General features: G+C 74.7%; 19 protein-coding genes and 2 tRNA genes. 6 read left to right on the forward strand and 15 right to left on the reverse strand.

Translation table 11 applies throughout. The features are described 5' to 3' along the window. Positions 1–88: 88 nt before the first annotated feature. On the reverse strand, positions 89–505 hold the full coding sequence (locus ACQRUO_RS18520; protein ID WP_428317063.1) for a MarR family winged helix-turn-helix transcriptional regulator: 417 nt from the start codon (positions 503–505) through the stop codon (positions 89–91). Between the two features lie 113 nt (positions 506–618). Between ACQRUO_RS18520 and ACQRUO_RS18525 the strand changes: the two genes are divergently transcribed. Further along, complete coding sequence (locus ACQRUO_RS18525) at positions 619–1461, forward strand: SDR family NAD(P)-dependent oxidoreductase (RefSeq protein WP_428317064.1); 843 nt, start codon at positions 619–621, stop codon at positions 1459–1461. A 182-nt stretch (positions 1462–1643) separates the two neighbouring features. Further along, complete coding sequence (locus tag ACQRUO_RS18530; protein ID WP_428317065.1) at positions 1644–1904, forward strand: hypothetical protein; 261 nt, start codon at positions 1644–1646, stop codon at positions 1902–1904. A 133-nt stretch (positions 1905–2037) separates the two neighbouring features. On the opposite strand, the gene ACQRUO_RS18535 is transcribed toward ACQRUO_RS18530, so the two are convergent. Next, complete coding sequence (locus ACQRUO_RS18535) at positions 2038–5313, reverse strand: S41 family peptidase (protein WP_428317066.1); 3276 nt, start codon at positions 5311–5313, stop codon at positions 2038–2040. 84 nt (positions 5314–5397) lie between these two features. Further along, on the reverse strand, positions 5398–5856 hold the full coding sequence (locus tag ACQRUO_RS18540) for a hypothetical protein (RefSeq protein WP_428317067.1): 459 nt from the start codon (positions 5854–5856) through the stop codon (positions 5398–5400). Between the two features lie 288 nt (positions 5857–6144). On the opposite strand from ACQRUO_RS18540, the gene ACQRUO_RS18545 reads away from it, so the two are divergent. After that, the gene (locus tag ACQRUO_RS18545) at positions 6145–7428 is read left to right on the forward strand and encodes an MFS transporter (RefSeq protein WP_428317068.1); all 1284 of its coding nucleotides are present in this window, start codon (positions 6145–6147) and stop codon (positions 7426–7428) included. 156 nt (positions 7429–7584) lie between these two features. On the opposite strand, the gene ACQRUO_RS18550 is transcribed toward ACQRUO_RS18545, so the two are convergent. After that, the gene (locus tag ACQRUO_RS18550) at positions 7585–8691 is read right to left on the reverse strand and encodes an FAD-dependent monooxygenase (RefSeq protein WP_428317069.1); all 1107 of its coding nucleotides are present in this window, start codon (positions 8689–8691) and stop codon (positions 7585–7587) included. A gap of 114 nt (positions 8692–8805) precedes the next feature. Here ACQRUO_RS18550 and ACQRUO_RS18555 point away from each other — a divergent pair, with 114 nt between their 5' ends. Then, complete coding sequence (locus tag ACQRUO_RS18555; RefSeq protein ID WP_428317070.1) at positions 8806–9441, forward strand: TetR/AcrR family transcriptional regulator; 636 nt, start codon at positions 8806–8808, stop codon at positions 9439–9441. Positions 9442–9491: 50 nt separating this feature from the next. On the opposite strand, the gene ACQRUO_RS18560 is transcribed toward ACQRUO_RS18555, so the two are convergent. The 5 genes from ACQRUO_RS18560 to ACQRUO_RS18580 form a co-directional block, all read right to left on the reverse strand. Further along, a complete protein-coding gene (locus ACQRUO_RS18560) occupies positions 9492–10343 on the reverse strand; it encodes an ABC transporter permease (protein WP_428317071.1) in 852 nt (283 codons plus the stop codon). Then, on the reverse strand, positions 10340–11317 hold the full coding sequence (locus tag ACQRUO_RS18565) for an ATP-binding cassette domain-containing protein (protein WP_428317072.1): 978 nt from the start codon (positions 11315–11317) through the stop codon (positions 10340–10342). Before ACQRUO_RS18565 ends, ACQRUO_RS18560 begins: the two co-directional genes overlap by 4 nt. Positions 11318–11348: 31 nt before the next feature. Then, positions 11349–12182: a DUF4097 family beta strand repeat-containing protein gene (locus ACQRUO_RS18570; RefSeq protein ID WP_428317073.1), complete on the reverse strand. Its 834-nt coding sequence runs from the start codon at positions 12180–12182 to the stop codon at positions 11349–11351. A gap of 148 nt (positions 12183–12330) precedes the next feature. Beyond that, positions 12331–12858 carry a toxin-antitoxin system HicB family antitoxin gene (locus tag ACQRUO_RS18575; protein WP_428317074.1) on the reverse strand — a complete coding sequence of 176 codons (528 nt, stop codon included), beginning with the start codon at positions 12856–12858 and terminating at the stop codon, positions 12331–12333. Between the two features lie 297 nt (positions 12859–13155). Further along, positions 13156–13229 (reverse strand) — tRNA-Lys (locus ACQRUO_RS18580). 137 nt (positions 13230–13366) lie between these two features. Here ACQRUO_RS18580 and ACQRUO_RS18585 point away from each other — a divergent pair. Both ACQRUO_RS18585 and pgi read left to right on the forward strand, forming a co-directional pair. After that, a complete protein-coding gene (locus ACQRUO_RS18585; protein WP_428317075.1) occupies positions 13367–14947 on the forward strand; it encodes a Na+/H+ antiporter in 1581 nt (526 codons plus the stop codon). A gap of 89 nt (positions 14948–15036) precedes the next feature. Beyond that, positions 15037–16692, forward strand: a complete 1656-nt coding sequence (gene pgi / locus ACQRUO_RS18590; protein ID WP_428317076.1) for a glucose-6-phosphate isomerase — start codon at positions 15037–15039, stop codon at positions 16690–16692. A 154-nt stretch (positions 16693–16846) separates the two neighbouring features. Here the strand turns inward: pgi and ACQRUO_RS18595 are convergent. The 6 genes from ACQRUO_RS18595 to ACQRUO_RS18620 form a co-directional block, all read right to left on the reverse strand. After that, positions 16847–16920: transfer RNA gene (locus ACQRUO_RS18595), tRNA-Lys, on the reverse strand. A 30-nt stretch (positions 16921–16950) separates the two neighbouring features. Then, the gene (locus tag ACQRUO_RS18600) at positions 16951–17535 is read right to left on the reverse strand and encodes a bifunctional DNA primase/polymerase (protein ID WP_428317077.1); all 585 of its coding nucleotides are present in this window, start codon (positions 17533–17535) and stop codon (positions 16951–16953) included. A 156-nt stretch (positions 17536–17691) separates the two neighbouring features. Further along, positions 17692–18039: a hypothetical protein gene (locus ACQRUO_RS18605; protein WP_428317078.1), complete on the reverse strand. Its 348-nt coding sequence runs from the start codon at positions 18037–18039 to the stop codon at positions 17692–17694. Positions 18040–18211: 172 nt separating this feature from the next. After that, the gene (locus ACQRUO_RS18610) at positions 18212–19651 is read right to left on the reverse strand and encodes an AAA family ATPase (protein WP_428317079.1); all 1440 of its coding nucleotides are present in this window, start codon (positions 19649–19651) and stop codon (positions 18212–18214) included. After that, a complete protein-coding gene (locus ACQRUO_RS18615) occupies positions 19648–21219 on the reverse strand; it encodes a hypothetical protein (RefSeq protein ID WP_428317080.1) in 1572 nt (523 codons plus the stop codon). Before ACQRUO_RS18615 ends, ACQRUO_RS18610 begins: the two co-directional genes overlap by 4 nt. Then, positions 21216–22532 (reverse strand): hypothetical protein, encoded by a 1317-nt coding sequence (locus ACQRUO_RS18620; RefSeq protein ID WP_428317081.1) that lies wholly within the window; start codon positions 22530–22532, stop codon positions 21216–21218. Before ACQRUO_RS18620 ends, ACQRUO_RS18615 begins: the two co-directional genes overlap by 4 nt. Between the last annotated feature and the right edge of the window lie 15 nt (positions 22533–22547).

Raw genomic sequence — 22547 nt, forward strand, 5'->3', positions numbered from 1 at the left:
GAGTCGACGTGCGTGGCCGCCCGCCCCGGGAAGGGGTGGGCGGCCACGTGCGTTCCGGTCGCGTGCTCTTCCGGGTGCGTGCGCTGGGCTACTCCTCGCCGAGCATCATGTGCAGCAGGTCGCGCAGCGTCTCCCGCTGTTCCTGGTCGAGCCGCTCCAGCGGGTGCGAGGCGAACGGGGTGGCGGCCCGCAGGTTGGCTATCACGCTCAGACCGGCCTCGGTGGCGGCGACCAGCTTGACCCGGCGGTCGCCCGGGCTGGGGCGGCGCTCGGCCAGGCCGCGGGCCTCCAGCCGGTCGACGATCGCGGTGACGTTGGACGGCTCCGCGCACAGCTTCTCGGCCAGTTGCCGCATCGCCATCGGCTCCTCGACCGCGCGCAGCGCCTTGGCCTGCAGCGGGGTGAGTTCGTGCGGGGCGGCGGCGGCCTCGGACTCCTGGGCGTAGCGGCGGTTGATCGCGGCGAAGAGCGCCACGACCTGGCTGGTCAGTTCATCCGAGGGCATGGCCCCAGTCTACCGAGATGCTTGACAACCGAAAACATCTGACCGCATAGTTATCGAAGCAGGTAGTTATGAACCATAAGAGTTGTGGTTCATAGGGAACTGGAGTGAAGCAGATGAGCACCGAGCCCACCGTCCTGATCACCGGCACCTCCTCGGGCATCGGCCTGGCCACGGCGGTCGCGGCCGCGCAGGCCGGCTGGCGCGCCGTCGCCACCATGCGCGACACCCGCAAGGCCGACGCCCTGCTGGCCGCCGCCGAGGCCGCCGGGGTGCGCGACCTGGTCGAGGTCCGGGCCCTCGACGTGACCGACCAGGCCGCCGTCGAGGCCTGCCTGGCCCAGGTCGCCGCCGACCACGGCCGGCTGGACGCTGTGGTCAACAACGCCGGCGCCGGGCACGTCGGCACCATCGAGCAGGGCACGGTGGCGGACGTCCGCGCCGTCATGGAGGTCAACTTCTTCGGCGTGGTCCAGGTGACCCGGGCCGCGCTGCCGCTGCTGCGGGCCAGCCGGGGCCGGCTGATCACCGTGACCAGCATCGGCGGTGTGGTCGGCCAGCCCTTCAACGAGGCCTACTGCGCGGCCAAGTTCGCCGTCGAGGGCTTCATGGAGTCGCTCGCGCCGGTCGCGGCGAGCGTCGGCGTCACCGTCAGCGTGGTCGAACCCGGCGCGGTGGCCAGCGAGTTCGTCGCCAACATCGACGTGGCCGAGGACCCGGTCGCCGCCGCCGGCCCCTACGGCCCGGCGCTGGCCGGCTACCTCAAGCACGTCCAGGGCGCCTTCGCCAACGCGCAGACCCGCGAGGAGGCGGCCGGTGTGATCATCGAGACGCTCACCGCGGAGCAGCCCGCCTTCCGGGTGCAGACCTCCGAGCGGGCTCGCTACGTCACCGGGCTCAAGCTGACCGACCAGGACGGCTCGGCGGTGCAGGGGATGACGGCCGGCTGGGTGGCCTGAGTCCGGCCGCCCTCTCCCGCGAGTCCTCCCCGGACGGTACCCAGGTGTCCCCGGCCGGTGCGCGGGTAGGGGCCGGAGTGCCGACCACCGCAGATCACGGTGCGTGGCGTCGACATGCGGGCCGGCGCGAGCGGTGACATGTTGGTGGCAGCCCATCGTCGGACGAACCGCGAGGAGGAGACATGGGCATGCTGGACAAGATCAAGGGCATGTTCGGCGAGCACGGTGACAAGGCCGCCGATGCGGCCGGCCAGGCCGAGCAACGCGCCATGGACGCCGGGCAGCAGGCCGCCGACAAGGCCGGGAGCAACCTGCCGGGTCCCGCGGCCGACGCCCTGGGCAACGCCACGGGCCGGACCCAGCAGAGCGCCGACGACCAGCTGCAGCAGGCGGAGTCGGACATGGAGAGCGAGGGCGGTCAGAACCGCGAATGGGAGCGGTGAGCAGCCGTACCCACCCGAAGGGGCGGGGCGCTTCCCGGTACGGGAGGCGCCCCGCCCCTTCGGCTTCTGCTCGGCGCGTGGTCCTCGGCTCTTCAGCCCCTTCTGCTCAGCTCGGCTGCTGAGCCCGTTCTGCTCAGCCCGTGCGCGGCGGCAGCGGCGGCCGGCGCAGGTCCGGGCGCGGGGTGTCGGCGGGCGGCGGGGCGGCGGCCGGCTGCGCGTGCAGCAGCTCCAGGGCGACCTTCACCGCCTCGACCAGCTCGGTGTTGCGGCCCGCCGCCCAGTCGGCCGGGGTGCGCAGCACCGGGATGTCCGGCTCGACCCCGCGGTTCTCGATGCCGAAACCGTGCCCGCCGGTGAACCAGGAGGCGTTGGCCGGCACCGAGATCTGGGTGCCGTCGCCCAGGGTGCTGCGGCCGATCGTGCCGACCACCCCGCCCCAGGTCCGCCGGCCCAGCACCGGGCCGAGGCCGAGCAACTGCACCGCCGCGATGATCACGTCGCCGTCCGAGCTGGTCGCCTCGTCGGCCAGCGCCACGATCGGGCCGCGCGGCGCGTCCCGCGGGTAGCGCACCGCCCGGCGGCCCCGGGTGTGGTCCCAGGCCAGCACCCGGCGGGTGAGCTTCTCCAGCACCAGCTCGGAGACGTTGCCGCCGGCGTTGCCCCGCACGTCCAGCACCAGCGCCGGGCGGTCCAGCTCGCGCCGCAGGTCGCGGTTGAACTGCGCCCAGCCGGAGCCGCCCAGGTCCGGGATGTGCAGGTAGCCGCAGAGCCCGTCGCTGAACTCGCGCACCATGGCCCGCCGCCGGGCCACCCAGTCCTGGTAGCGCAGCGGCCGTTCGTCGGTCAGCGGGGTGATCGCCACCCGGCGCACCGGCCCGGCCACCCCGCGCCGGAAGGCCAGCTCCAGGGTGCTGCCGCCGGCCCCGGCCAGCAGCGGGGCCGGGCCGCGCACCGGGTCCGGCGGCCGGCCGGCGATCGCCACCAGCTCGTCGCCCTCGCGCACCTGCACCCCGGCCAGCGGCGCCCGGGCCCGCGGGTCGGAGGACTCGCCGAGCAGCACCCGGTCCAGCAGCCAGCGGCCGTCCGGCTCCCGGTGCGCCCCCGCACCGAGCAGGCCGAGCGGCTGCTGCACCGGCGCCGGGCCCTCGCCGCGCCGGGCCGGGGTGACGTAGGCGTGCGAGGTCCCCAGCTCGCCGAGCAGCTCGCGCAGCAGGTCGGCGAAGTCGTCGGGGGAGGCGATCCGGTCCAGCAGCGGTTCGTACTGGGCGACCAGCGCCGGCCAGTCCAGCCCGCCCAGCTCCGGGTCCCAGAACTGGTCGCGGACCAGCCGGGCCGCCTCGCGGTAGGCCTGCCGCCACTCCGGACCCGGGTGCACGGTGTGGGTGATCCGCCGCAGGTCCACGCTCAGCGCGGCGCCCGGCGCGGCCAGCGGCAGCAGCTTCAGGGTGCCGGCCACGAAGGTGGTCACCATGCTGCCGTCGCCGGACACCGCGTAGCCGTCCACCTGCTCCTGCACCGTGCTGCGGGCCGCGGCGGCCAGGTCGAAGTACTCCAGCGCCGGGCGGCCGGACAGGTCGGTGGGGCTGGCGAAGGTCTCGCCGAGGGCGCCGGAGATCGGCCAGCGCAGCCAGAGCAGCCCGCCGCGCACCGGCGCCGGGGTGGAGTACTTGGAGGCGATCACCGGGAACGGCACCAGCCGCTCGGTCAGCCCCTCGGTGTCCACCAGCACGGTGCCGTCGCCCGGCGCCGGATCCGCCTCGTCGCCCACCGGGGCGGCGAACGGCGACGGCGTGTCGGCGGCCAGCGGGACCAGGTAGGGGCGGCAGCCCAGCGGGAACGAGAGGTCGCCGGTGTGCACGTCGTGCACCGGGTCGAAGCCGCGCCAGGAGAGGAAGACCAGGTAGCGGCCGTCCCGGGTGAAGACCGGCTGCTCGTCCTCGAACCGCCCGTCGGTGACGTCCAGCGGCAGCGCGTCCGGCAGGTCCACCCGCTGCAACCGGATCCGGCGCAGCGACCGGCCCGCCACCGGCTGGGACCAGGCCAGCCAGCGCGAGTCGGGGGAGAAGGCCAGGCCCCGGATCGGCCCGTAGCCGGCCCGGGCCAGCTCGCGCACCGCGCCGTCGGCGACGTCCACCAGCAGCAGCCGGCCGTCGCCCGCGGCCGCGGCCAGCGCCTGGCCGTCCGGGGCGGCGACCAGCTCCAGCACGTACCCCAGCTGCCCGCCCGCGATCCGGCGGGCCGGGTGCTGCGCCGGGCTGCCGGGCAGCGGGGCCAGCTCGATCGCGTCCTCGCCCTCGGCGTCCGTCACCCAGGCGATCTGCCCGGTGCCGCCCAGGACCGCGGGCAGCCGGGCCCGCACCCCCGGGGTGTCGGCCAGCGCCCGGGCCGGCCCGTCCCGGTGGGTCAGCCAGTAGAGGCTGCCGCGCACGCCCACCACGCCGGAGCGCCCGCTGGCGTCGCAGACCAGGTCGTTCAGGTGCCGGGCGGCGGTCACCTGGTACGGGCGGCGCCCGGCCCGCGAGCCGCCCAGCCGCACGGTCAGGCGCTGCGGGGCCGGTGCGGCCAGGCTCTCCAGCAGCCACAGGTCGCCGGCGTGCTGGTAGACGATCCGGCGGCCGTCGGTGGCGGCCTCGCGGGCGTAGTAGCTCGCGTGGTCGGTGTGCCGGCGCACGTCGGTGCCGTCCGGGCGGCAGGAGTAGAGGTTGCCGACGCCCTCGTGGTCGGAGAGGAAGGCGATCCGAGGGGCGCCGTCGGGGTGCGTGACCAGCATGGGGGAGGAGAGGTGGCCCGGCAGGCCGGTCAGCAGCTGCTCGCCGTCCAGCCAGAGCCGGCCGGTGGCACCGCCCCGGTAGCGCTTCCAGGCGGCCGGCTCGTGCGGGGCGGCGGCGGTCAGCAGCAGGGTGTGGTCGTCCGTCAACTGGCAGTCGCGCACCGGTCCCCAGGGCAGCCGGCGGCCCGGCGCGCCGTCGGTCGGCAGCGCGTGCGCCCAGGTGTAGTGGGCGAACGGCTCGTGGTACGAGGTCACCGCGAGCACCTCGCCGCCCGGCAGCCAGCCGCGCACCCGGGTGTCCTGGCTGCCCCAGTAGGTCAGCCGGACCGCCTCGCCGCCCTCGGTCGGCGCGGTCCACACCTCGGGGGTGAGCGCGGCCCAGCTGGTCCACGCCACGGTGCGGCCGTCGGGCGACAGCCGCGGGTGCGAGACCCGGGTGCGGTCGCAGCTCACCCGCCAGGCCCGCCCCGAGGCGCCGTCCGGGCCGAGCGGGGCGAGCCAGACGTCGTCCTCCGCGGTCAGGGTCAGCAGGTCACCCGCGAGGTGCGGGTGGCGCAGGTAGCCGCGGTACTCGGGGGGCTGGTCGGGCGAGTGCTCCGATGGCCGCTCGGTGGGGTGGTCGTCGCTCACTCCTCCCATGGTTCGGGGGGTGCCGGAGGGCGGCAACCGGGGGTGGGTCCACGCGGTGCGGGGGCGGGCGGCTCAGGCCGGGGGCGGCGGGGCTCAGGCCGTGCGGGGGCGCTCGGAGCCGGCCGGCCAGATCTCGTGCACCCAGAGCCCGGCCCGGCGGGTCAGCGCGGCGATCTCGGCCGGCTCGCGCTGGTCACCCTCCGCGGTGCCGTCCCAGACCGCGATCAGCTCGTCGATCATGCCGACCAGGGCCCGCCCGAGGTCGTCCCCGAGCCCGCCCGCGGACTTCGGCGCCAACCGGTGCACCGCGGTCGCCTCCCGGGCGATCTCGGTCCGCGGCAGCTCGGCGCCGCCGGCGGGCAGCAGGACCTCCACCTTGCCGCCGTGCTCCCGCACCGCCTCCGCGAACCAGGTCTCCGGCCCGGGGCGCAGCGCGGTCACGCCGACCAGCTCGTACGGCCCGTACGTGGTCACCAGCCGCCACAGCTCGCCCCGCACCAGCATCTCGGTCAGATCGGAGAGGTTCCGGTACCCGGTGATTCCGACGCGCATTTCTCGTGCCCTCCAGTCAGGGCCGTGCCGCGGCCAGGATAGCGGGGAGGGGCGGGGCAGCGGTGCGTCCCGGCACCGGGCAGGGGCGAAAGCGGCCAAAGCCCTGGAAAGGCGCCCGAAACCCCAGCTCTCCCCGGCCCGCTCACCGATTCCAACGCCACCGCTGCGCTCGGGTGTTCCCCGTCCGGGTGTGAGTTTTCCCTGTTCCGGCAGCCCTTTTCGGGGGGATCGGCGGACCTCCATACTCCGAGGTCTCCCCCTCCCCCCGAGCAAAGGTGATCTGTGACCGTGCTGCTGACGACCGGTGACCCGACGGACTCCTCCGCCCCGGCGGAGCCCCGGCCTCCCGTCTCCTGGCTGGTCCGGCGCGGCGTGCTGCTGCCGCCCGGGCCGCAGCGGGTGCTCGCGCTGGCGAGTTTCGTGAACATGGTCGGCAGCGGGGTCTTCATGGTCAGCGCCGCGCTCTTCTTCACCCGGTCGGTGGGGCTGTCGCTCGGTCAGGTGGGGCTCGGGATGGGGATCGGGGCGTTGGTCGGGCTGGTCTCCGGGGTGCCGGTGGGGCGGTTGGCCGATCGGCGCGGACCGCGGGAGGTGTACCTGGCGACGCTGACCGTGCAGGCGGTGGCGATGGCGGCGCTGGTGCTGGTGCACAGCTTCTGGCTGTTCGTCGTGGTGATCAGCCTGACCGAGCTGGCCGGTTCGGCGAGCCAGGCCGCGCGGGCGCCGCTGGTGCGCGGGTTGGCGGGGCCGCGGCCGGCGGCGCTGCGCGCGTACCTGCGGGCGGCGGTGAACCTCGCCGGCAGCCTCGGGGCCATGCTGGCCGCGTTGGTGGTGCAGGTGGACTCGCGGACCGCCTACGTCTGCCTGGTGCTCGGCAACGCGGTCAGCTTCCTGGTCACCGCGCTGGTGGCCAGGAAGCTGCCCTCGGTGCCGCCGGTGCCCGCGCCGGCCGGGCGGGAGAAGGCGAGCGCATTGCGGGACCACCCGTTCCTGGTGTTCACCGCACTCGAGGCGGTCACCGCGATGCAGGGTGACGTGCTGATCTTCGCGCTGCCGCTGTGGATCGTCGAGCACACCCACGCGCCGCGCTGGTTCGTCGGGGCGACGGCGCTGGCCAACACGCTGCTGGTGGTCGTGCTGCAGGTCCGGGTCGGGCGCGGGATCGACACCAACGCCACCGGGGCCAGGGCCTGGCGCCGGTCGGGGTGGGCGTTCCTGGTCGGGATGGCCCTGATCGGGTTGGCGGCCGGGCTGCCCGGCTGGTGCGCGGTGGTGCTGATCGGCGTCGGCACCACGGTCCACACGGTGGGCGAGATCCTGCAGGCGGCCGGGTCCTTCCAGCTGCGCTACACGCTGGCGCCGGCCCACGCGCAGGGCCAGTACACCGGGATCGGCAAGATCGGCAACGGTCTGGTGCAGGTGGTCGCCCCCTCGGTCCTCGGGGTGCTCTGCATCGGGTGGGGTGCGCCCGGCTGGTTCGTGCTGGGCGGGGTCTTCGTGCTGACCGGGCTGGCGATCGGGCCGGTGGTGCGCTGGGCGGAGCGCTGCCACCCGGAGCGGGTGACCGCCTGAACCTGAGCCGGCACTGAACCTCAACCGGCACCGGACCTCAACCTGCACCGGACCCCAACCGGCACCGGACCTCAGCCGGCACCGGACCTCAGCCGGCACCGGACCTCAGCCGGCACCGGACCTCAGCCGGCACCGGACCTCAGCCGGCGCTGAACCTCAACCGGCACCGGCCACCGGCGGTCGGCCGGTCACGGCGCTGGTCTCGGTGCCCTGCCCCGGCTGCCGGACGGCGGCCACGGCGTGCGCGTGCCGGTCGCTGGTCGCCTGCAGGGTCCAGGCCGCCGCCGGCAGGCGCTCCGCCTGGTAGCCGTCCAGCAGGGTGTCGGCCGCCCGGCCGGCCAGCACCGGGCCGAGCCGGTCGCCGAGGCAGACCGCGTCCTGGATCCCGGTGTTCATGCCGAGCCCGCCGGCGATCGGGTGGACGTGGGCGGCGTCCCCGGCCAGGAAGACGCGGTCGACCCGCATCCGGTCCACCATCCGCACGTTGACCCGCCAGGCGGAGAGCCAGGTCGGGTTGGCCAGCTCGATCCCCGGCACCTTGGCGAAGCGGTCGAAGAGCCGCTGGAAGCCGGCCAGGGACGGCGGCAGCGGGGTGCCGCGCTCGTCGGTCTCCGGTGAGGCCTGGAACTGGAAGCTCCGGGTGCCGGGGACCGGCCAGAGCAGCACCCCGCCGTCCGCGGCGAACCACTGGTGCCAGTGGTCCCGGTCGATCCCGTCCGCTTCGACGTCGCCGCAGACCATGCTCTCGGTCGCCTCGCCGTGTCCGTCGAAGGCCAGCCCGAGCAGCTTGCGCACGGTGCTGTGGCCGCCGTCGCAGCCGGCCAGGTAGCGGGCCCGCAGGCGGCGCCCGTCGGCCAGGGTGGCGGTGACCCCGGCGTCGTCCTGTGCCAGGTCCACCAGCTCGCAGCCGAGTTCGACGGTGACACCGAGTTCGGCGAGCCGCTCGCGGAGGATCGCCTCCAGTCGCCACTGGCCGAGTTGCAGGCCCGAGGGAGTGATCTCGGTGTCGTTGACGAACTCGCCGTCGAAGTACTTGCGCAGCACCAGCCGGGTCACCCCGGCGGCGTGCAGCCGCTCGGTCACCCCGAGGTCGGCCAGTGCGGCCAGGCCGGCCTCGTTGAGCCCCTTGCCGCGGGACTCGCGGTGGTGGGCGGTGGCGCGCTCCAGCACACGGACGGTGGCGCCGTGTCGGGCCAGCGTGCCGGCCAGGGTCAGGCCGGTGGGGCCGGCGCCGATGATCAGGACGTCCGGGTTCTCGGGCATCACGGGTCGCTCTCCTCGTCGGTCGGTGTGGCCTCCACTGAACTCGCCTCCGAGAGAAAATGCAACCGGGTAACGAAAGTGACCGGGTCATGGATTTGGGTTAGGGTGATCGGCATGGAACCTGTGCTGGGCCTGCGCGAGCAGAAGAAGGAGCGGACCCGGTGGCACCTGGCCGGCACCGCGCTGCGGCTCTTCCTGGAGCGCGGCTTCGACGCGGTCTCGGTCGCCGAGGTCGCGGCCGCGGCCGAGGTCTCGAAGCCGACCCTGTTCCGGTACTTCCCGACCAAGGAGGACCTGGTCCTCGACCGCTTCGCCGACCACCAGGGGGAGGCCGCCCGGGTGGTCCGCGCCCGCCCCACCGGGTGCAGCCCGCTGCGGGCGCTGCACGAGCACTTCCAGGACGGGCTGCGCCGGCGGGATCCGATCACCGGCCTGAACGACCACCCGGAGATCGTCGCCTTCCAGCGGCTGCTCCACACCACCTGGAGCCTGCAGACCCGGCTGACCGCCTACACGGCGCGCGACGTCGAGCTGCTGGCCGAGGAGTTGGCCGAGCCGTACGGCGACGGTGGCCTCGGCGCCCGCCTGGCTGCGCTGCACCTGGTCACCGTGCAGCAGGAGTTGGGGCGGGAGAACTGGCGCAAGCTGGTGGCCGGGCGGACCGCGGACCAGGCCTACCCGGAGGCGGCGGCCGACGCGGAGCGCGCCTTCGGCGCCCTGGCGCAGGGGCTCGACCGGCCGACCGACTGAACTCCCGCCCAGGAGGCGGCAGTCGGCGGGGAGGTCAGTCGACGGGGACGTCAGACGGCGGCGCCGCGGTTGAAGGCGCGCCGGGCCCACAGGTAGCCGAGCAGGGTCAGACCGAGGCACCAGGCCAGGGCGACGACGCCGTGGTCGCCGATCGGCGCGCCGGTCAGCAGCCCGCGCAGGGTCTCGATGACCGGGGTGAACGGCTGGTACTCGGCGAACCAACGCAGCGGGCCCGGCATCGAGGACGGTGGCACGATCGCACTGCCGAGGAAGGGCAGGAACTGCATCGGCAACGGTATGTTGCTGGCGCTCTCCACCGTGGCGGCCACCAGCCCGATGGCGGCGGAGAGCCAGGTCAGGGCCAGCGTGACCAGGGTCAGCAGGCCCGCGGTGGCGAGCCAGGCGAGCGGGTCGGCGGTGGGGCGGAAGCCGACCGCCAGCGCGACGCCGATCACCGCGACGATGCTCACCAGGGTCTGCAGCACGCTGCCGACCACGTGCCCGGTGAGGAAGGAGGCACGGGAGATGGCCATGGTGCGGAACCGGTTGACGATGCCTTCGGTCTTGTCCGAGCAGACCCCGACCGCGGTGGCCAGCGCCCCGGAGGTGGCGGCCATCAGGATGATGCCGGGCGCGAGGTAGTCGATGTACTTCAGGCCGCCGGCGCCGCCCGAGGCTCCGGGCACGTCGTGCAGGCCGTTGATCCCGCTGCCCAGCGTGCCGCCGAAGGCGTAGTCGAAGAGCAGCAGCATCATCACCGGCATCGCGATCACCGAGACGGTCATCGACGGGTAGCGCAGCGCGTGCTTCAGGTTGCGGCGCAGCATGGTGACGGAGTCGCGGGCGGCGTGGGAGAGCGGGATGCGGGAGCGCGCGGGCTGGGCGAGGGTGGGCGTGGTCATCGGGCCGGCTCCTTCGAGTGCGGGACGCCGTCGCCGGTCAGGGTGAGGAAGACGTCGTCCAGGTCGGGGGTGTGCACGGTGAGCTCCTCGGCCGGCACCCCGGCGCGGTCCAGGGTGTCGAGGACGGCGCGCAGCGCGGGCAGGCCGCCGTCGCCGGGGATGGTCAGGGTCAACGCCTCGTCGTCGCGCCCGGTGCGGGCGAAGAGCCGTTCGGCGGCGGTCAGCTGCTCGGTGCCGGCGAAGCGCAGTCGCAGGTGGCCGCCGGGGATCCGGCGCTTCAGCTCCTCCGCCGTCCCCTCGGCGATCAACCGGCCGTGGTCCAGGACCGCGATCCGGTCGGCGAGTTGGTCGGCCTCGTCCAGGTACTGGGTGGTCAGGAAGACGGTCACCCGGTGCTCGGCGACCAGGTTGCGGATGATCCCCCACATGGTGCGCCGGCTGCGCGGGTCGAGGCCGGTGGTCGGCTCGTCGAGGAAGATCACCCGGGGCTCGCCGACCAGGGTCATCGCCAGGTCGAGCTTGCGCCGCATGCCGCCGGAGAAGGTGACGGCGGGTTTGCGGGCGACCTCGGTCAGGTCGAAGCGGCGCAGCAGGTCGGCGGCCCGGCGGCGGCCCTCGCGCCGGTCCAGGTGGTGCAGGTCCGCCATCAGGAGCAGGTTCTCCTCGGCGGTGAGCAGGTTGTCCACCGCCGAGAACTGGCCGGTGACCCCGATCGCGGCCCGCACGCCGTCGGGGTTGCGGGCCAGGTCGTGGCCGGCCACCTGGGCGGCGCCGGCGTCGGCCGGGATCAGTGTGGAGAGGATCTGCACGGCGGTGGTCTTGCCGGCGCTGTTGGGCCCGAGCAGGGCGAAGACCGTGCCCTCGGGGATGTTCAGGTTGATCCCGGCGAGGACCTGCCGGTCGCCGTAGGACTTGGTCAGGCCGAGGGCGGAGATGGCCGTGGGGCGCAGGGTGGTGACGCTCGGTGCGGTCATGTCGCTGGGTCCTTTCTGGCCGAGCGGGTGGTCAGGCGCGGCGGATGGTGATGTCGCCCAGCCCGGTGCGGGCCCGGACCTCGACGGTCTCCTCGCCGGCCGCCGGGGCACCGGTGGCGGGCAGCGCGTTGTGCACGCCGCCGAAGGCGGTGTCGAGGTCGAGCCAGGCGGCGGTGCCCTCCCGGACGCCGACCTCCAGGTGGCCGGTGGAGGTCTGCAGCTGCACCTTGCCGCTGGTCACCTCGGCCACCGTGATGTCGCCGAACGCGGTCTTGGCGTCGACCCCGGACTCGGCGGTGCCCACCACGATCCGGCCGTTGGCGGAGCGCACGCTGATCTCGCCGGTGGCCCGGTGCACCACGATCTCGCCGTTGGTGTTCTTCACCGTGGCGGTGCCGTCGATCGAGCCGAGCTCGATCAGGCCCATCCCGGTGACCTCGGCGTCGCCGGCAGCCTGGTTGAGCCGCACCGTCCCCGCGGTCTTCAGCTCGGCCGGGCCGGTCCGGTCCAGGCGGAGGTCGCCGAGCGAGGTGCGCACCCGGCAGGCGCCCAGCAGGCCGCTGCTGGTGACGTGCGCCACCGGTGCGTTGATCTGCAGGCCCGATCCGGTCGGCAGCTCGACGGTGATCTCCAGCGAGCCGCTGCGGCCGAACGGCGAGCGCTTGCGCGGGGCCTTCAGCTGCAACCGCCCGTCCACGCAGCTGACCTTGGTGCCCTCGGCGACCCGCACGTCGTCCTCCTGGGCGGGGTTGGCCGGCAGCACGGTCACCTGGGTGTCGGTGCGCTCGCTCGCGGTGATCCGGACCGAGGCGATGTCGAACTCGAGGATGGCGGTGATGGGTTCGGGGGTGGCGAAAGTAGGCATGACGGTGTCGTCCTCTCGGCTCAGTGGCTCGTGGACGGTTCCGCAGGTGCGGGACCGGAGGCCCGCCGTGGGTGGCGGGGTGAAGTCCGGCGGTGGCGCTGTCGCCGGGGTGACGTGGTGCGGGGGCGCGGCGCCCCTGGCGGGCCGGCTAGCGGACCCAGCCGGTGTAGTTCTGGCGGCGGGCGGCGGGGGCCCGGGTGGTCCGGGGGGCGGGTTCCAGGGCTGCGGCGGCGGCCCGGACCAGCCAGGCGTTGACCGACAGGCCCTCCATGGCGGCCGTCTCCTCGATCCGGGACTTGAGGTGGGCGGGCAGGCGGAAGTTGATCCGGGCGGTACCGCTCTCCTCGCCGTCGGCGGCGCCGGGCGGCGGCGCGAGCGGAGCGGCGGGGGCGGTCGGCAGCGGGGCCTCGTCGGCCTCGGGTGGGCCCAGCACGAACGGCGGGGTCACCACGAACTCCGGGTCGAGGCCGCGCAGCCGCAGGTCCACCGAACCGGGCGCGAGGTCCAGGGTGATCTCGCCGGTGGCGTCGGAGAGCGCGTTCAACAGGGTGAGCCGGATCGCCGACTCCAGTGGCGAGGTGAGCCGGTCGGCCAGGGCCCGGGCGTCCTCGCCCCCGGCTTCCGCGGCGACCGCGAGCTCATGGCGGAGGTTGTCGACGTACGGCGTGAGGTCCATGACGCCATCATGGCACACGAATGGCGCCATCGCCAGCAGGATGGCGCCAAAAGGGTGTCGGCGTGGCGTCGGGATGGCGTCACGCAGCCCCGGGCTGGCATCACGCGGCTCCGAGTGGCGCCGGACGGGGCCGATCGGAGCGGGGCGACGGGGTCGTGTCCCGGCGTGCCCTGCGGATGGCGCCACCATGGCGCCATGGAGTGCCAGGTGGCGCCAGGCCTCGCGCCCGGTCCGGGTGCCCGAACGCAGAAACGCCGGAAGGCCCTTCGCTGCTGCGAAGGGCCTTCCGGCTGTCGGTGCGCCGCCAGGGACTCGAACCCCGGACCCGCTGATTAAGAGTCAGCTGCTCTAACCAACTGAGCTAGCGGCGCCTGCTGACCTGGAGAACATTACCCGGTCGGCGGGCGATTCTCCGAATCGGCTCCGGGGGCCGCCCGGCGCGCCGCCCCGGTCCGCGTGGGTTTGTCATATCTACACTCACTCTGTCCGCTCCGGAGAGGATGCACCCGTGGGCCAGTTGTCCCTGCTCTTCCTGGTCCTGCTCGCCTCCGTGGTGACCATGCCGCTGGCCCGCCGCACCGGGGTCCCGCAGCCGGTCCTGATGACCGTGCTCGGCCTGGTGATGGCGATCGTGCCGCAGATCCCCGACGTCGCCGTCGACCCCGACCTGATCCTCCCGCTGGTGCTGCCGCCGCTGATCTTCGCCGTCGCCCGCCGTGCCTCGCTCGCCTACTTCCGGGCCAACCTGCGCTCGATCCTGCTGCTCGCCGTCGCCCTGGTGGTGGTCACCACCACCGTGGTGGCCACCGCCTTCCACCAGCTCGCGCCCACCCTGCCGCTGGCCGCCGCGGTGGCGCTCGGCGCGCTGGTCTCGCCGCCCGACCCGGTGGCCGCGGTGGCGGTGGCCGGCAGCGTCGGGCTGCCCCGGCGGCTGGTCTCGATACTGGAGAGCGAGGGGCTGTTCAACGACGTCACCGCGATCGTGGTCTACTCGCTGGCCGTCGAGGCGGTGGTGGACGGCGACTTCTCGGTGCCGCACGCGCTGCTGCGCTTCGTCCTCTCGGCGGTGCTGGCCGTGGTGATCGGGGTGGTGCTCGGCTGGTTGGCCACCAAGGTGGCCGCGCTGCTCGACGACCCGACCCAGCAGGTGGCGCTCAACCTGCTGGTCCCGTTCGCCGCCTACGCGCTGGCCGAGGCGGCCGAGGGGTCGGGCGTGCTGGCCGTGGTGGTGGTCGGTCTCTACCTGGCCGACCGGGCGGCCGACGCCGACGACGTCGCCTACCGGCTGGTGGGCAGCGCGTTCTGGGACGTCGTGGAGATCCTGATCACCGGGGTGGCCTTCGGGCTGATCGGGCTGGAGCTGGCCACGGTGCTGAAGGACGCCGGGTCGGGGTGGCACTCGATGCTCGGCGAGGCGGCGGTGGTGATCGCCGTGGTGGTGCTGGTCCGGCTGGTCTGGCTGCTGCCGGCCGGCTGGCTCTCCAAGCGGCTCAGCCGAGGGGAGGAGGACGTGCCGATCAGCTGGCGGGAGACCGTGGTGCTCTGGTGGTCGGGCATGCGCGGGGTGGCCACCGTCGCGCTGGCGCTGGCCGTGCCGCTCACCACGCATGCGGGCGCGGACTTCCCCGGCCGCGGCCGGATCGTCTTCTCGGCGTTCAGCGTGGTGCTCTTCACCCTGCTGGTGCAGGGCCTCTCGCTGCCCTGGCTGGTCCGGCGGTTGGGCATCGACCCGCACCTGGACCGGCGCGAGCAGGAGGAACGCCGGCTCTGGTGGCGGGCGGCCAGGGCGGCGCTCGGGCGGCTGGCCGAACTCGAGGAGCAGGACCGGCTGCCGGTGGAAATCGTGGAGAAGCTCCGGGAACGCCAGCATGACCGGCTGGCGCGGCTCTGCCCGGAGCAGTACCAGGAGGAGGAGGCCGCCGAGGCCCGGCAGCGGGTCGCCAACCTGCGCAGACTGCGGGCCGTGGAGCAGGAGTTGCTGGCCGCATCGCGGCGCGAGATGGTGCTGGCGCGCGGTGAGCCGGGCGCCGATCCGGAGTTGGTGGACGAGGTGCTGCGCGGCCTGGATCTGCGCTCGGACCGGAAATGACGGCACTGCGTCAGGTGTGGTGGCGCCAGCGGCCGGGGGCGTTCCGTAGGCTGGGCACGCGCTTCCGGACCGAATTCGAGGAGAGACCGATGCCGCAGCCCGACGGCCGTACCCCCCTGGACCGCACTCCGCAGTGGGCCGCCCTCGGAAAGCACCGCGAGGAGCTCGGCGACCCGCACCTCCGTGAGCTGTTCGCCGCCGATCCCGAGCGCGGCAGCCGCTACACCCTGCAGGTCGGCGACCTCCACCTGGACTACTCCAAGCACCTGGTCACCGACGAGACCCTGACCCTGCTGCGCGAGCTGGCCGAGGCGGTCGACGTGGCCGGTCTGCGCGATGCGATGTTCCGCGGCGAGAAGATCAACGTCACCGAGGACCGCGCCGTGCTGCACACCGCGCTGCGCGCCCCGCGTGGTGCGGTGGTCGAGGTGGACGGCGTCGACGTGGTGCCCGAGGTGCACGCCGTCCTGGACAAGATGGCCGACTTCGCGAACCGGGTGCGCAGCGGCGCCTGGACCGGCCACACCGGCAAGCGGATCCGCAACGTCGTCAACATCGGCATCGGCGGCTCGGACCTCGGTCCGGCGATGGCCTACGAGGCGCTGCGCTCCTACGCCCAGCGGGACCTGACGGTCCGCTTCGTCTCCAACGTGGACGGCGCCGACCTGCACGAGGCGGTGCGCGACCTGGACGCGGCCGAGACCCTGTTCATCGTCGCCTCCAAGACCTTCACCACGATCGAGACGGTCACCAACGCCACCTCGGCCCGCAGCTGGCTGCTGGAGCAGCTCGGGGCCGGCCAGGACGCGGTGGCCAAGCACTTCGTGGCGCTCTCCACCAACGCCCAGGGCGTGGCCGACTTCGGCATCGACGTCCAGAACATGTTCGAGTTCTGGGACTGGGTCGGCGGCCGCTACTCCTACGACTCGGCGATCGGCCTCTCGCTGATGATCGCCATCGGCCCCGAGGCCTTCCAGCAGATGCTGGACGGCTTCCGCCTGGTCGACGAGCACTTCCGCACCGCCCCGCTGGAGCAGAACGTCCCCTTCCTGCTCGGCCTGCTCGGCGTCTGGTACGGCCAGTTCTTCGACGCCCAGTCGCACGCGGTGCTGCCGTACTCGCACTACCTGTCGAAGTTCACCGCCTACCTGCAGCAGCTGGACATGGAGTCCAACGGCAAGTCGGTGCAGCGCGACGGCAGCGCGGTCGGCTGGACCACCGGCCCGGTGGTCTGGGGCACCCCCGGCACCAACGGCCAGCACGCCTACTACCAGTTGCTGCACCAGGGCACCAAGCTGATCCCGGCCGACCTGATCGGCTTCGCCAAGCCGATCGGCGAGCTCTCCCCGGCCCTGGCCGCCCAGCACGACCTGCTGATGGCCAACTTCTTCGCCCAGGCCCAGGCCTTCGCGTTCGGCAAGACCGCCGAGGAGGTGCGCGCCGAGGGCGTGGCCGAGTTCCAGGTCCCGCACCGCACCTTCCGCGGCAACCACCCGACCACCGTGGTCCTGGCGGACGAGCTGACCCCCTCGGTGCTCGGCCAGCTGGTCGCGCTCTACGAGCACAAGGTCTTCGTGCAGGGCGCGATCTGGAACATCGACTCCTTCGACCAGTGGGGCGTCGAGCTCGGCAAGGTGCTGGCCAAGCGGATCGAGCCGGTGCTGCTGACCGGCGAGGGCGGCGAGCACCTGGACAGCTCCAGCGCCGCGCTGGTCGCCAAGTACCGGGAGCTGCGCGGCCGCTGAGCCGGACCCGGGCGACACCGGACCCCGGGCGACACCGGGCCCCGGGTGCACTCCTGCGACGGCGGGGGTGCACCCGAGGCGGACCGGGGGAGCGGCAGGGCACGGAAAACGCCGGAAGGCCCTTCGCTGCTGCGAAGGGCCTTCCGGCTGTCGGTGCGCCGCCAGGGACTCGAACCCCGGACCCGCTGATTAAGAGTCAGCTGCTCTAACCAACTGAGCTAGCGGCGCCTGCTGACAGGGAAGACTCTAGCAGCGGGCTCAGGCGGAGCCAAAATCGAATACCGCCGGTGGGGTCGGCAGCCCGCCCGCGGGCCCCTGCTCCGGCTGCGCCTCGGGCCCGCGCGCGGCCCGGACGCAGGCCCACAGCAGCACCCCGGCCCCCGGCAGCCACGGTTCCCGGGTGTCCGGTGCCACGATCCAGCGCCCGGCGCCCAGCCCGGGCGCGGCCGCCAGCTCGGGGCGGCGCACCGGCGGCACGGTCACCGCGTCGCCGCGGCCGTGGCAGAGCAGCGGCGGCACGTCCCTGGCCCACTCCTCCCAGGCGAGCAGCCGGCGCAGCCGTGGCGCGGTCCCGGGCTGGACGAAGAGCAGCGTGCGCCCCCGGTACTCGGCCACCGGCCCGCACCCGGGCCCCGAGGACCAGAGCTCCTCCAGCACCCGCCGCCCGAACAGCACCGGCAGGCTGATCACGTCGAAGGCCCTGCCGCAGGGCAGCACCGCCGGGGCCCACGGCCGGGCCTCCCAGAGCGCCCGCAGACTGCGTGGGTACTCGCTCGCCGAGGCCAGCCAGGCTTCGCCGGCGACGGTCAGGTACTCCACCGAGTGATGCGTCCAGATGTCCACGTCCAGCAGGGTGCTCCGGTGCCGGACGGGCCGGGAGCGAAAGTCGGATTCGCCGGACAGCACCGGGGTCGGCGGCGTACGCTGCCGCGCTGCATATGCCAGCGGCGCGCTCCGGCCGGCGCCCGGCCGGGCCCCTCGGCGGCCCCGGGCGGGGCGCTACTCCTCGCCGGCGCCGGGCTGCCGCATCAGGCCGCGGCCGTACTCGACCATCCGCGCCGCGTAGTCCGCCGTCCAGTCGGCCCGGGCCGCGACCTCGGCCGGGGAGAGCGCGTCGAACCGGCGCGGGTCCGCCAGCTGGGCCGCCGCGATCGCCTGGAAGTCGGTGGCCCGCTCCGCCGCCGCCCGGAACGCCAGCGCCAACTCGGTCGACCGCCGCAGCAGTTCCGCCGGGTCGTCGATGCTCTCCAACTGGAAGAACCGCTCCGGTTCGGCGACCAACGCCTCCGGTTCGAAGATCAACGAAACCGGGCGGAGTCGGCGCGGCGGGTCTTGGCGATCGGGCATGCGAGGACACCTTAGGTAGCTGGGACCGACAGACGTCGTCGGTGAGCGGCCGTCGTCCATTGTCGCTCGCGCCCCGCCCCCGGCGGAACGGTGCCCGGGCAGCCGCTTGCGGCACGGGGGCGTCAGGGGCGCGCGGGCACCCGTCGACCGCCGCCGACCCCGCCGGCCGCGGTCACGAACCGCGCACCCGGTGCTCCGCCAGGTGCTGCAAGACCCGGTGGTTGGCCTCCCAGCCGTCCGGGAACTGCGCCCCGACCCGCTCCAGCAGCGGGATCACCTGCCCGCCGATCCGCTCCGCCCAACCGGCCGGGATCCGCATCGCGCTGCCCAGCTGCACCGGATCGGTGGCCGGGTGCTCGTCCAGCAGCTCGGGGATCCCGGCCCGGGCCACCACGATGCAGGCGTGCCGGTGCCGGGAGGCGAGCACGCACAGCCGCCCGGTCTCCAGGTGGAAGGCGGTCGCGTCCGGGCGGCCGGAGAGCGGGTGCAGCACCACGGTCACGTCGTACTCGCGCCCCTGCAGCCGGTTCGCGGTGTCCACGGTCACCGCGGGCCCGACCGCCGGGTCCACCGGCACGCCGAGCGCCCCGAGCGCGGCACGCACCGCGGCCGCCTGGTCGCGGTGCGCGGTGCCGACCGCGATCCGGCCCGCGGTCAGCGGCACCCGGCCCTGCTCCGAGTCCGCGACCAGCTCGCGCACCAGCAGCCGGGCGACCAGCGCCGCGACCGCCGCCACCGCCTGCGGGTCGGTGCGCACGGTGCGCCGGGCCGGCAGTTCGAGCAGCGCCCAGCCGTGCTCGGCCGCCAGGTCGATCGCCGCGTCCACCGCACTGCCGTCCGCCCGGCGGCCCGGGCGCAGCTGCCGCTCGTCCGGCCCGGTGCCGGAGCGGAACGGGGTGAACGGGTAGAACGCCTCGGAGATCAGCGGCGCTGCCGAGGCCGGCAGCCGCCAGGAGACCGGCAGCCGGTGCGGCCGGATCGCCGGGTTGTGCGCCAGCAGCGTGACCACGGCGCTGGTCGAGGGGTCGTAGCTCAGGCCGGTCCACTGCTCGGTGCCGACCACCGTGAACGGGTCCAACTGCCCCGGGTCACCGACGAACAGCGCCCGCTGGAACAGCCGGGCCACCGCGAGCAGCGCGTCCGAGCGCATCTGGTAGGCCTCGTCCACGATCGCGTGCCGCCACGGCTCGACGTCCTTCACCCACTGCCACTTGGCGGCGGTGGAGACCACCACGTCCAGCTCCAGCAGGTCCGCCGGCTTGCTGCTGGCGGTCACGTTCGGATGCCGCAGCGCCTCGGCGGCCGGGCGGGACTCGCCGGCGTGCAGCCGCCCGATGGTCAGCTCCGGGCCCTTCGCGGCCAGCCGGTCCACCAGGTCGTCCACCTGACTGTTGGTCTGGGCGACGATCATCAGTCGCTCGCCCGCGCCGACCAGCTCCCGGGCCGCCTTCACCACCAGGGTGGACTTGCCCGCGCCGGGCGGCGAGTCCACCACCACCCCGCGCGGCGCACCGGGGGCCGGGCGGACGGCGGCGTCCAGGATCGCCGCCACCGCGGCGTCGGCCGCCTCGGCGGCCGGGGGAGGGCTCGGAACGCTCACGGTGCTGCTCATGCCCATTCATCCAGGACGGAACTCGAACTCTGCGTGGCCGCCGGGGGACCGCCGTGCGTCCAGGGCGTGTCGTCCGGCTCGGGCAGCGGCGCGGACTGTCGGGGCGTCAGCTCGAACAGCGTGTAGGTGACCGCCTCGCCCACGTCGGGCAGGCTGCCGGGCTCCGGCTCCTTGCGGCGGCCCATGCCGTTCAGCACCCGGATGGTGAGCAGGCCCGCCTCCGGGTCGAAGGCCACCACCTCGCCCTTCTGCGCGGCCGGCCCGCCGATCCGGTGCACCTCGCAGCCGGGGTCGGCGTGCGGGGTGTCGGTGGTGCGCACGGTCAGCAGCGGCCGCGGCTTGGGCGAGCGGCCGCCGGTGTCCCAGGCCGGCACCAGCTCCTCGACCGTGCCGCTGAACGCCTCGCCGGCCAGCCGCCGTTCGGCCATCGCCAGCGGATCGTCGAGCGCTTCCTGGACGTCCAGCCGGACCTGCTCGCGCTCGCGCTGGGCCAGCTTGCGGGCGGCGGTCACCGCGTCGTCCAGCCGCGGCTGCGGCGGCTCGCCGGCCGCCACCCGGTCCCGGTGGCCGGTGAAGGACCAGCGGTCGCTCTCCCAGCGCTCGGCCACGTGCCCGCCCGGCGGCAGGGTCCGCAGCAGGTCGAGACCGGCCCAGACGTCCGCCCAGGTCGGCAGCAGGACGCCGAGCAGCAGCTCGCGCAGCTCGGCGACGCACGCCGCGACCTCGCGCTCGGCGCCGGCCCGGCCCTGTCGCAGGCCGGTCATCGCGGCGTCGTACCGGCCGATCGCCGGGGCCAGCAGCTTCTCGTCGAACCGGGGGTCGGTGGCCGGGCCGGCCGGCGGGTGCAGCAGCTGGCCGTCGGCGCCGCGCCCGGTCTCCGCCCACTCGGCCGCCTGCGCGCCGGTCAGGCCCTCGGGCGTCAGGTGCCAGGCGAGTTGGGCGGCCAGGTGCTGGTCCTCCAGCAGGCTCTGCCCGGTCGCCCAGTGCCGGGCGAGCAGGCCGGTCATCGGCAGCAGCAGGCTGGCACCGGGCACCTGGGCGCGTTCGGTGTAGTGGGTGAGCCAGCGGCCGAGCAGCGGGACCTTGGCCGGTGCCGGGTACGGGCCGGGGTCGGGGTCCTCGGCGGTGCGGCGGAACCGGGTGGCCCGGCCGAGCAGTGCCAGGTGGCGCACCGAACCGCTGTTGGGCACGATCAACTGCGGCGCGTCCGCGCACAGTTCCCGGGTGGTCGGGGCCTTCTCGCCGGTCTCCGGGTGCTTCTCCGAGCCCTCGATCAGCTCGACCTCACCGGCGTAGGACTCCAGGTGGGGCAGCAGCTCCTCCGCCAGCGCGGCCAGGAACTCGGCGCGGCGGTCCCGGTTGAGCGGCTGCGGCACCAGCAGCAGCCGGGGGTCGGTGCGGTCGGTGCCGAGCAGCACGGCCAGCGGGGCGCCGTCCTCGGCCGCGGTGGCCAGCGGGACCAGCACCATCGGGCGGTCCGACAGGTGGCGGTGGCGCACGGTGGCCAGCGGCTCGGCGTGCCCGCTGCGGATCGCCTCGAGCCGGGCCAGGGTGGTCAGCAGGCTCACCCGGTCACCTCGGCCAGGGCCATGGGGGCGGGCGGGGCGGCGAGCGCCTCGGCGCGCAGGGCGGCCGCGTAGCGCAGCCGGGCGGCGGCGGGGTCGGTGGTGTCGTGGTCGGTGGTGCCGTGGGTTGTGGTGTCGTGGTCCGTGGTGCCGCGGTCCGTGGTGGCGGCGGACTCGCCGTCGGTCGACGCGTCGTGGGTCGGTCCGGCGTCGTCGTTGCAGGCGGCCAGGACGGCGGCCACCGTGCGCAGGTCGCCCAGGTCCGCCCGCACGCCGCGCCCGAGCTGCTCGACCGCGTCCGCCGTGCGTGCCCCGGCCCGGCAGTGGAAACCCAGCTCACACGCCGACAGGCACTCCGGGCCGTAGGCCGCCGGCACCTCCGCCACCGCGGCGGCCAGCTCGGCCGGCGGGCGGGTCGGCTGTCCGGAGTCGTTCGGCGCCAGGTCGAAGCTGGTGCCGGCGGGGAGGGCGGCCAGCAGCTCCTCGATCCGGGTCATCCGGGCCAGCTGGCGCCGGGTGGTGGCCACCTCGCGCCGGACGTCGATGGCGGCGGCCACCGGGGTCTGGCCGAAGTCCTTGGGACAGACCAACAGGACGGTCGAGGCCGGGCTGCCGGGCGGCTCGGTGGCCGGTGCAGTGGTTGGCCCGGTGGTCGGCCCGGGCGCCTCGCCGGCCGCCTCCCGGGCCGCCTGCTGCAGCGCCAGGACGTAGACCGCGGCCTGCCGGGCGGCCGCGCCGACCTTGGTCGGGTCGGCCGAGCCGTCCAGCACCGGGAAGGACTTGATCTCCACCACGGTGCACCGCCCCTGGTGCACCACCACCGCGTCCGGCTCCAGGTAGGCGGGCGCGCCGGCCACGGTGAGCCGCAGCATCGGGTGGTCCAGCAGGGTCCACGCCCCGGGGTCGGCCAGCGAGGCGGCGACCGCCTCGGCCAGTGCCTCGGTGGTGCGGGCGGCGCGGACCGCCGGGCCCGAGCGGGGCAGCAGGTCCGGGGTGTGCAGCCGGTCGCCCTCACCGGGTGGCAGCCCGAGGTGGCGGCGCAGGGGTTCGAGCAGCGCGGCGCAGTCGTCGGCCTTCAGCCGGGCCTCGAAGACGGTGCCGCGGGCGATCGCGAACGGCGAGCGGCCGAACGGGGCGGGCCGGCCCAGGCGGCCGGCGACGGCACCCTTGTCCACCCCGGCGGCGTCCAGCAGGGCCCGGCGGCGGCAGCCGGGGTTCGCGGCGAGGGCGGCCAGTGCCCGGGCGTCCAGCCCGCGCGGCTCGGCCCCGCCCCGCAGCGCGGCCAGGTGCCGGGCCTGATCGGTGAGCGAGTTCATGGTGCTCGCCAGTTT

The sequence above is a fragment of the Kitasatospora sp. LaBMicrA B282 genome (assembly GCF_050325825.1).
Taxonomy (GTDB): Bacteria; Actinomycetota; Actinomycetes; order Streptomycetales; family Streptomycetaceae; genus Kitasatospora.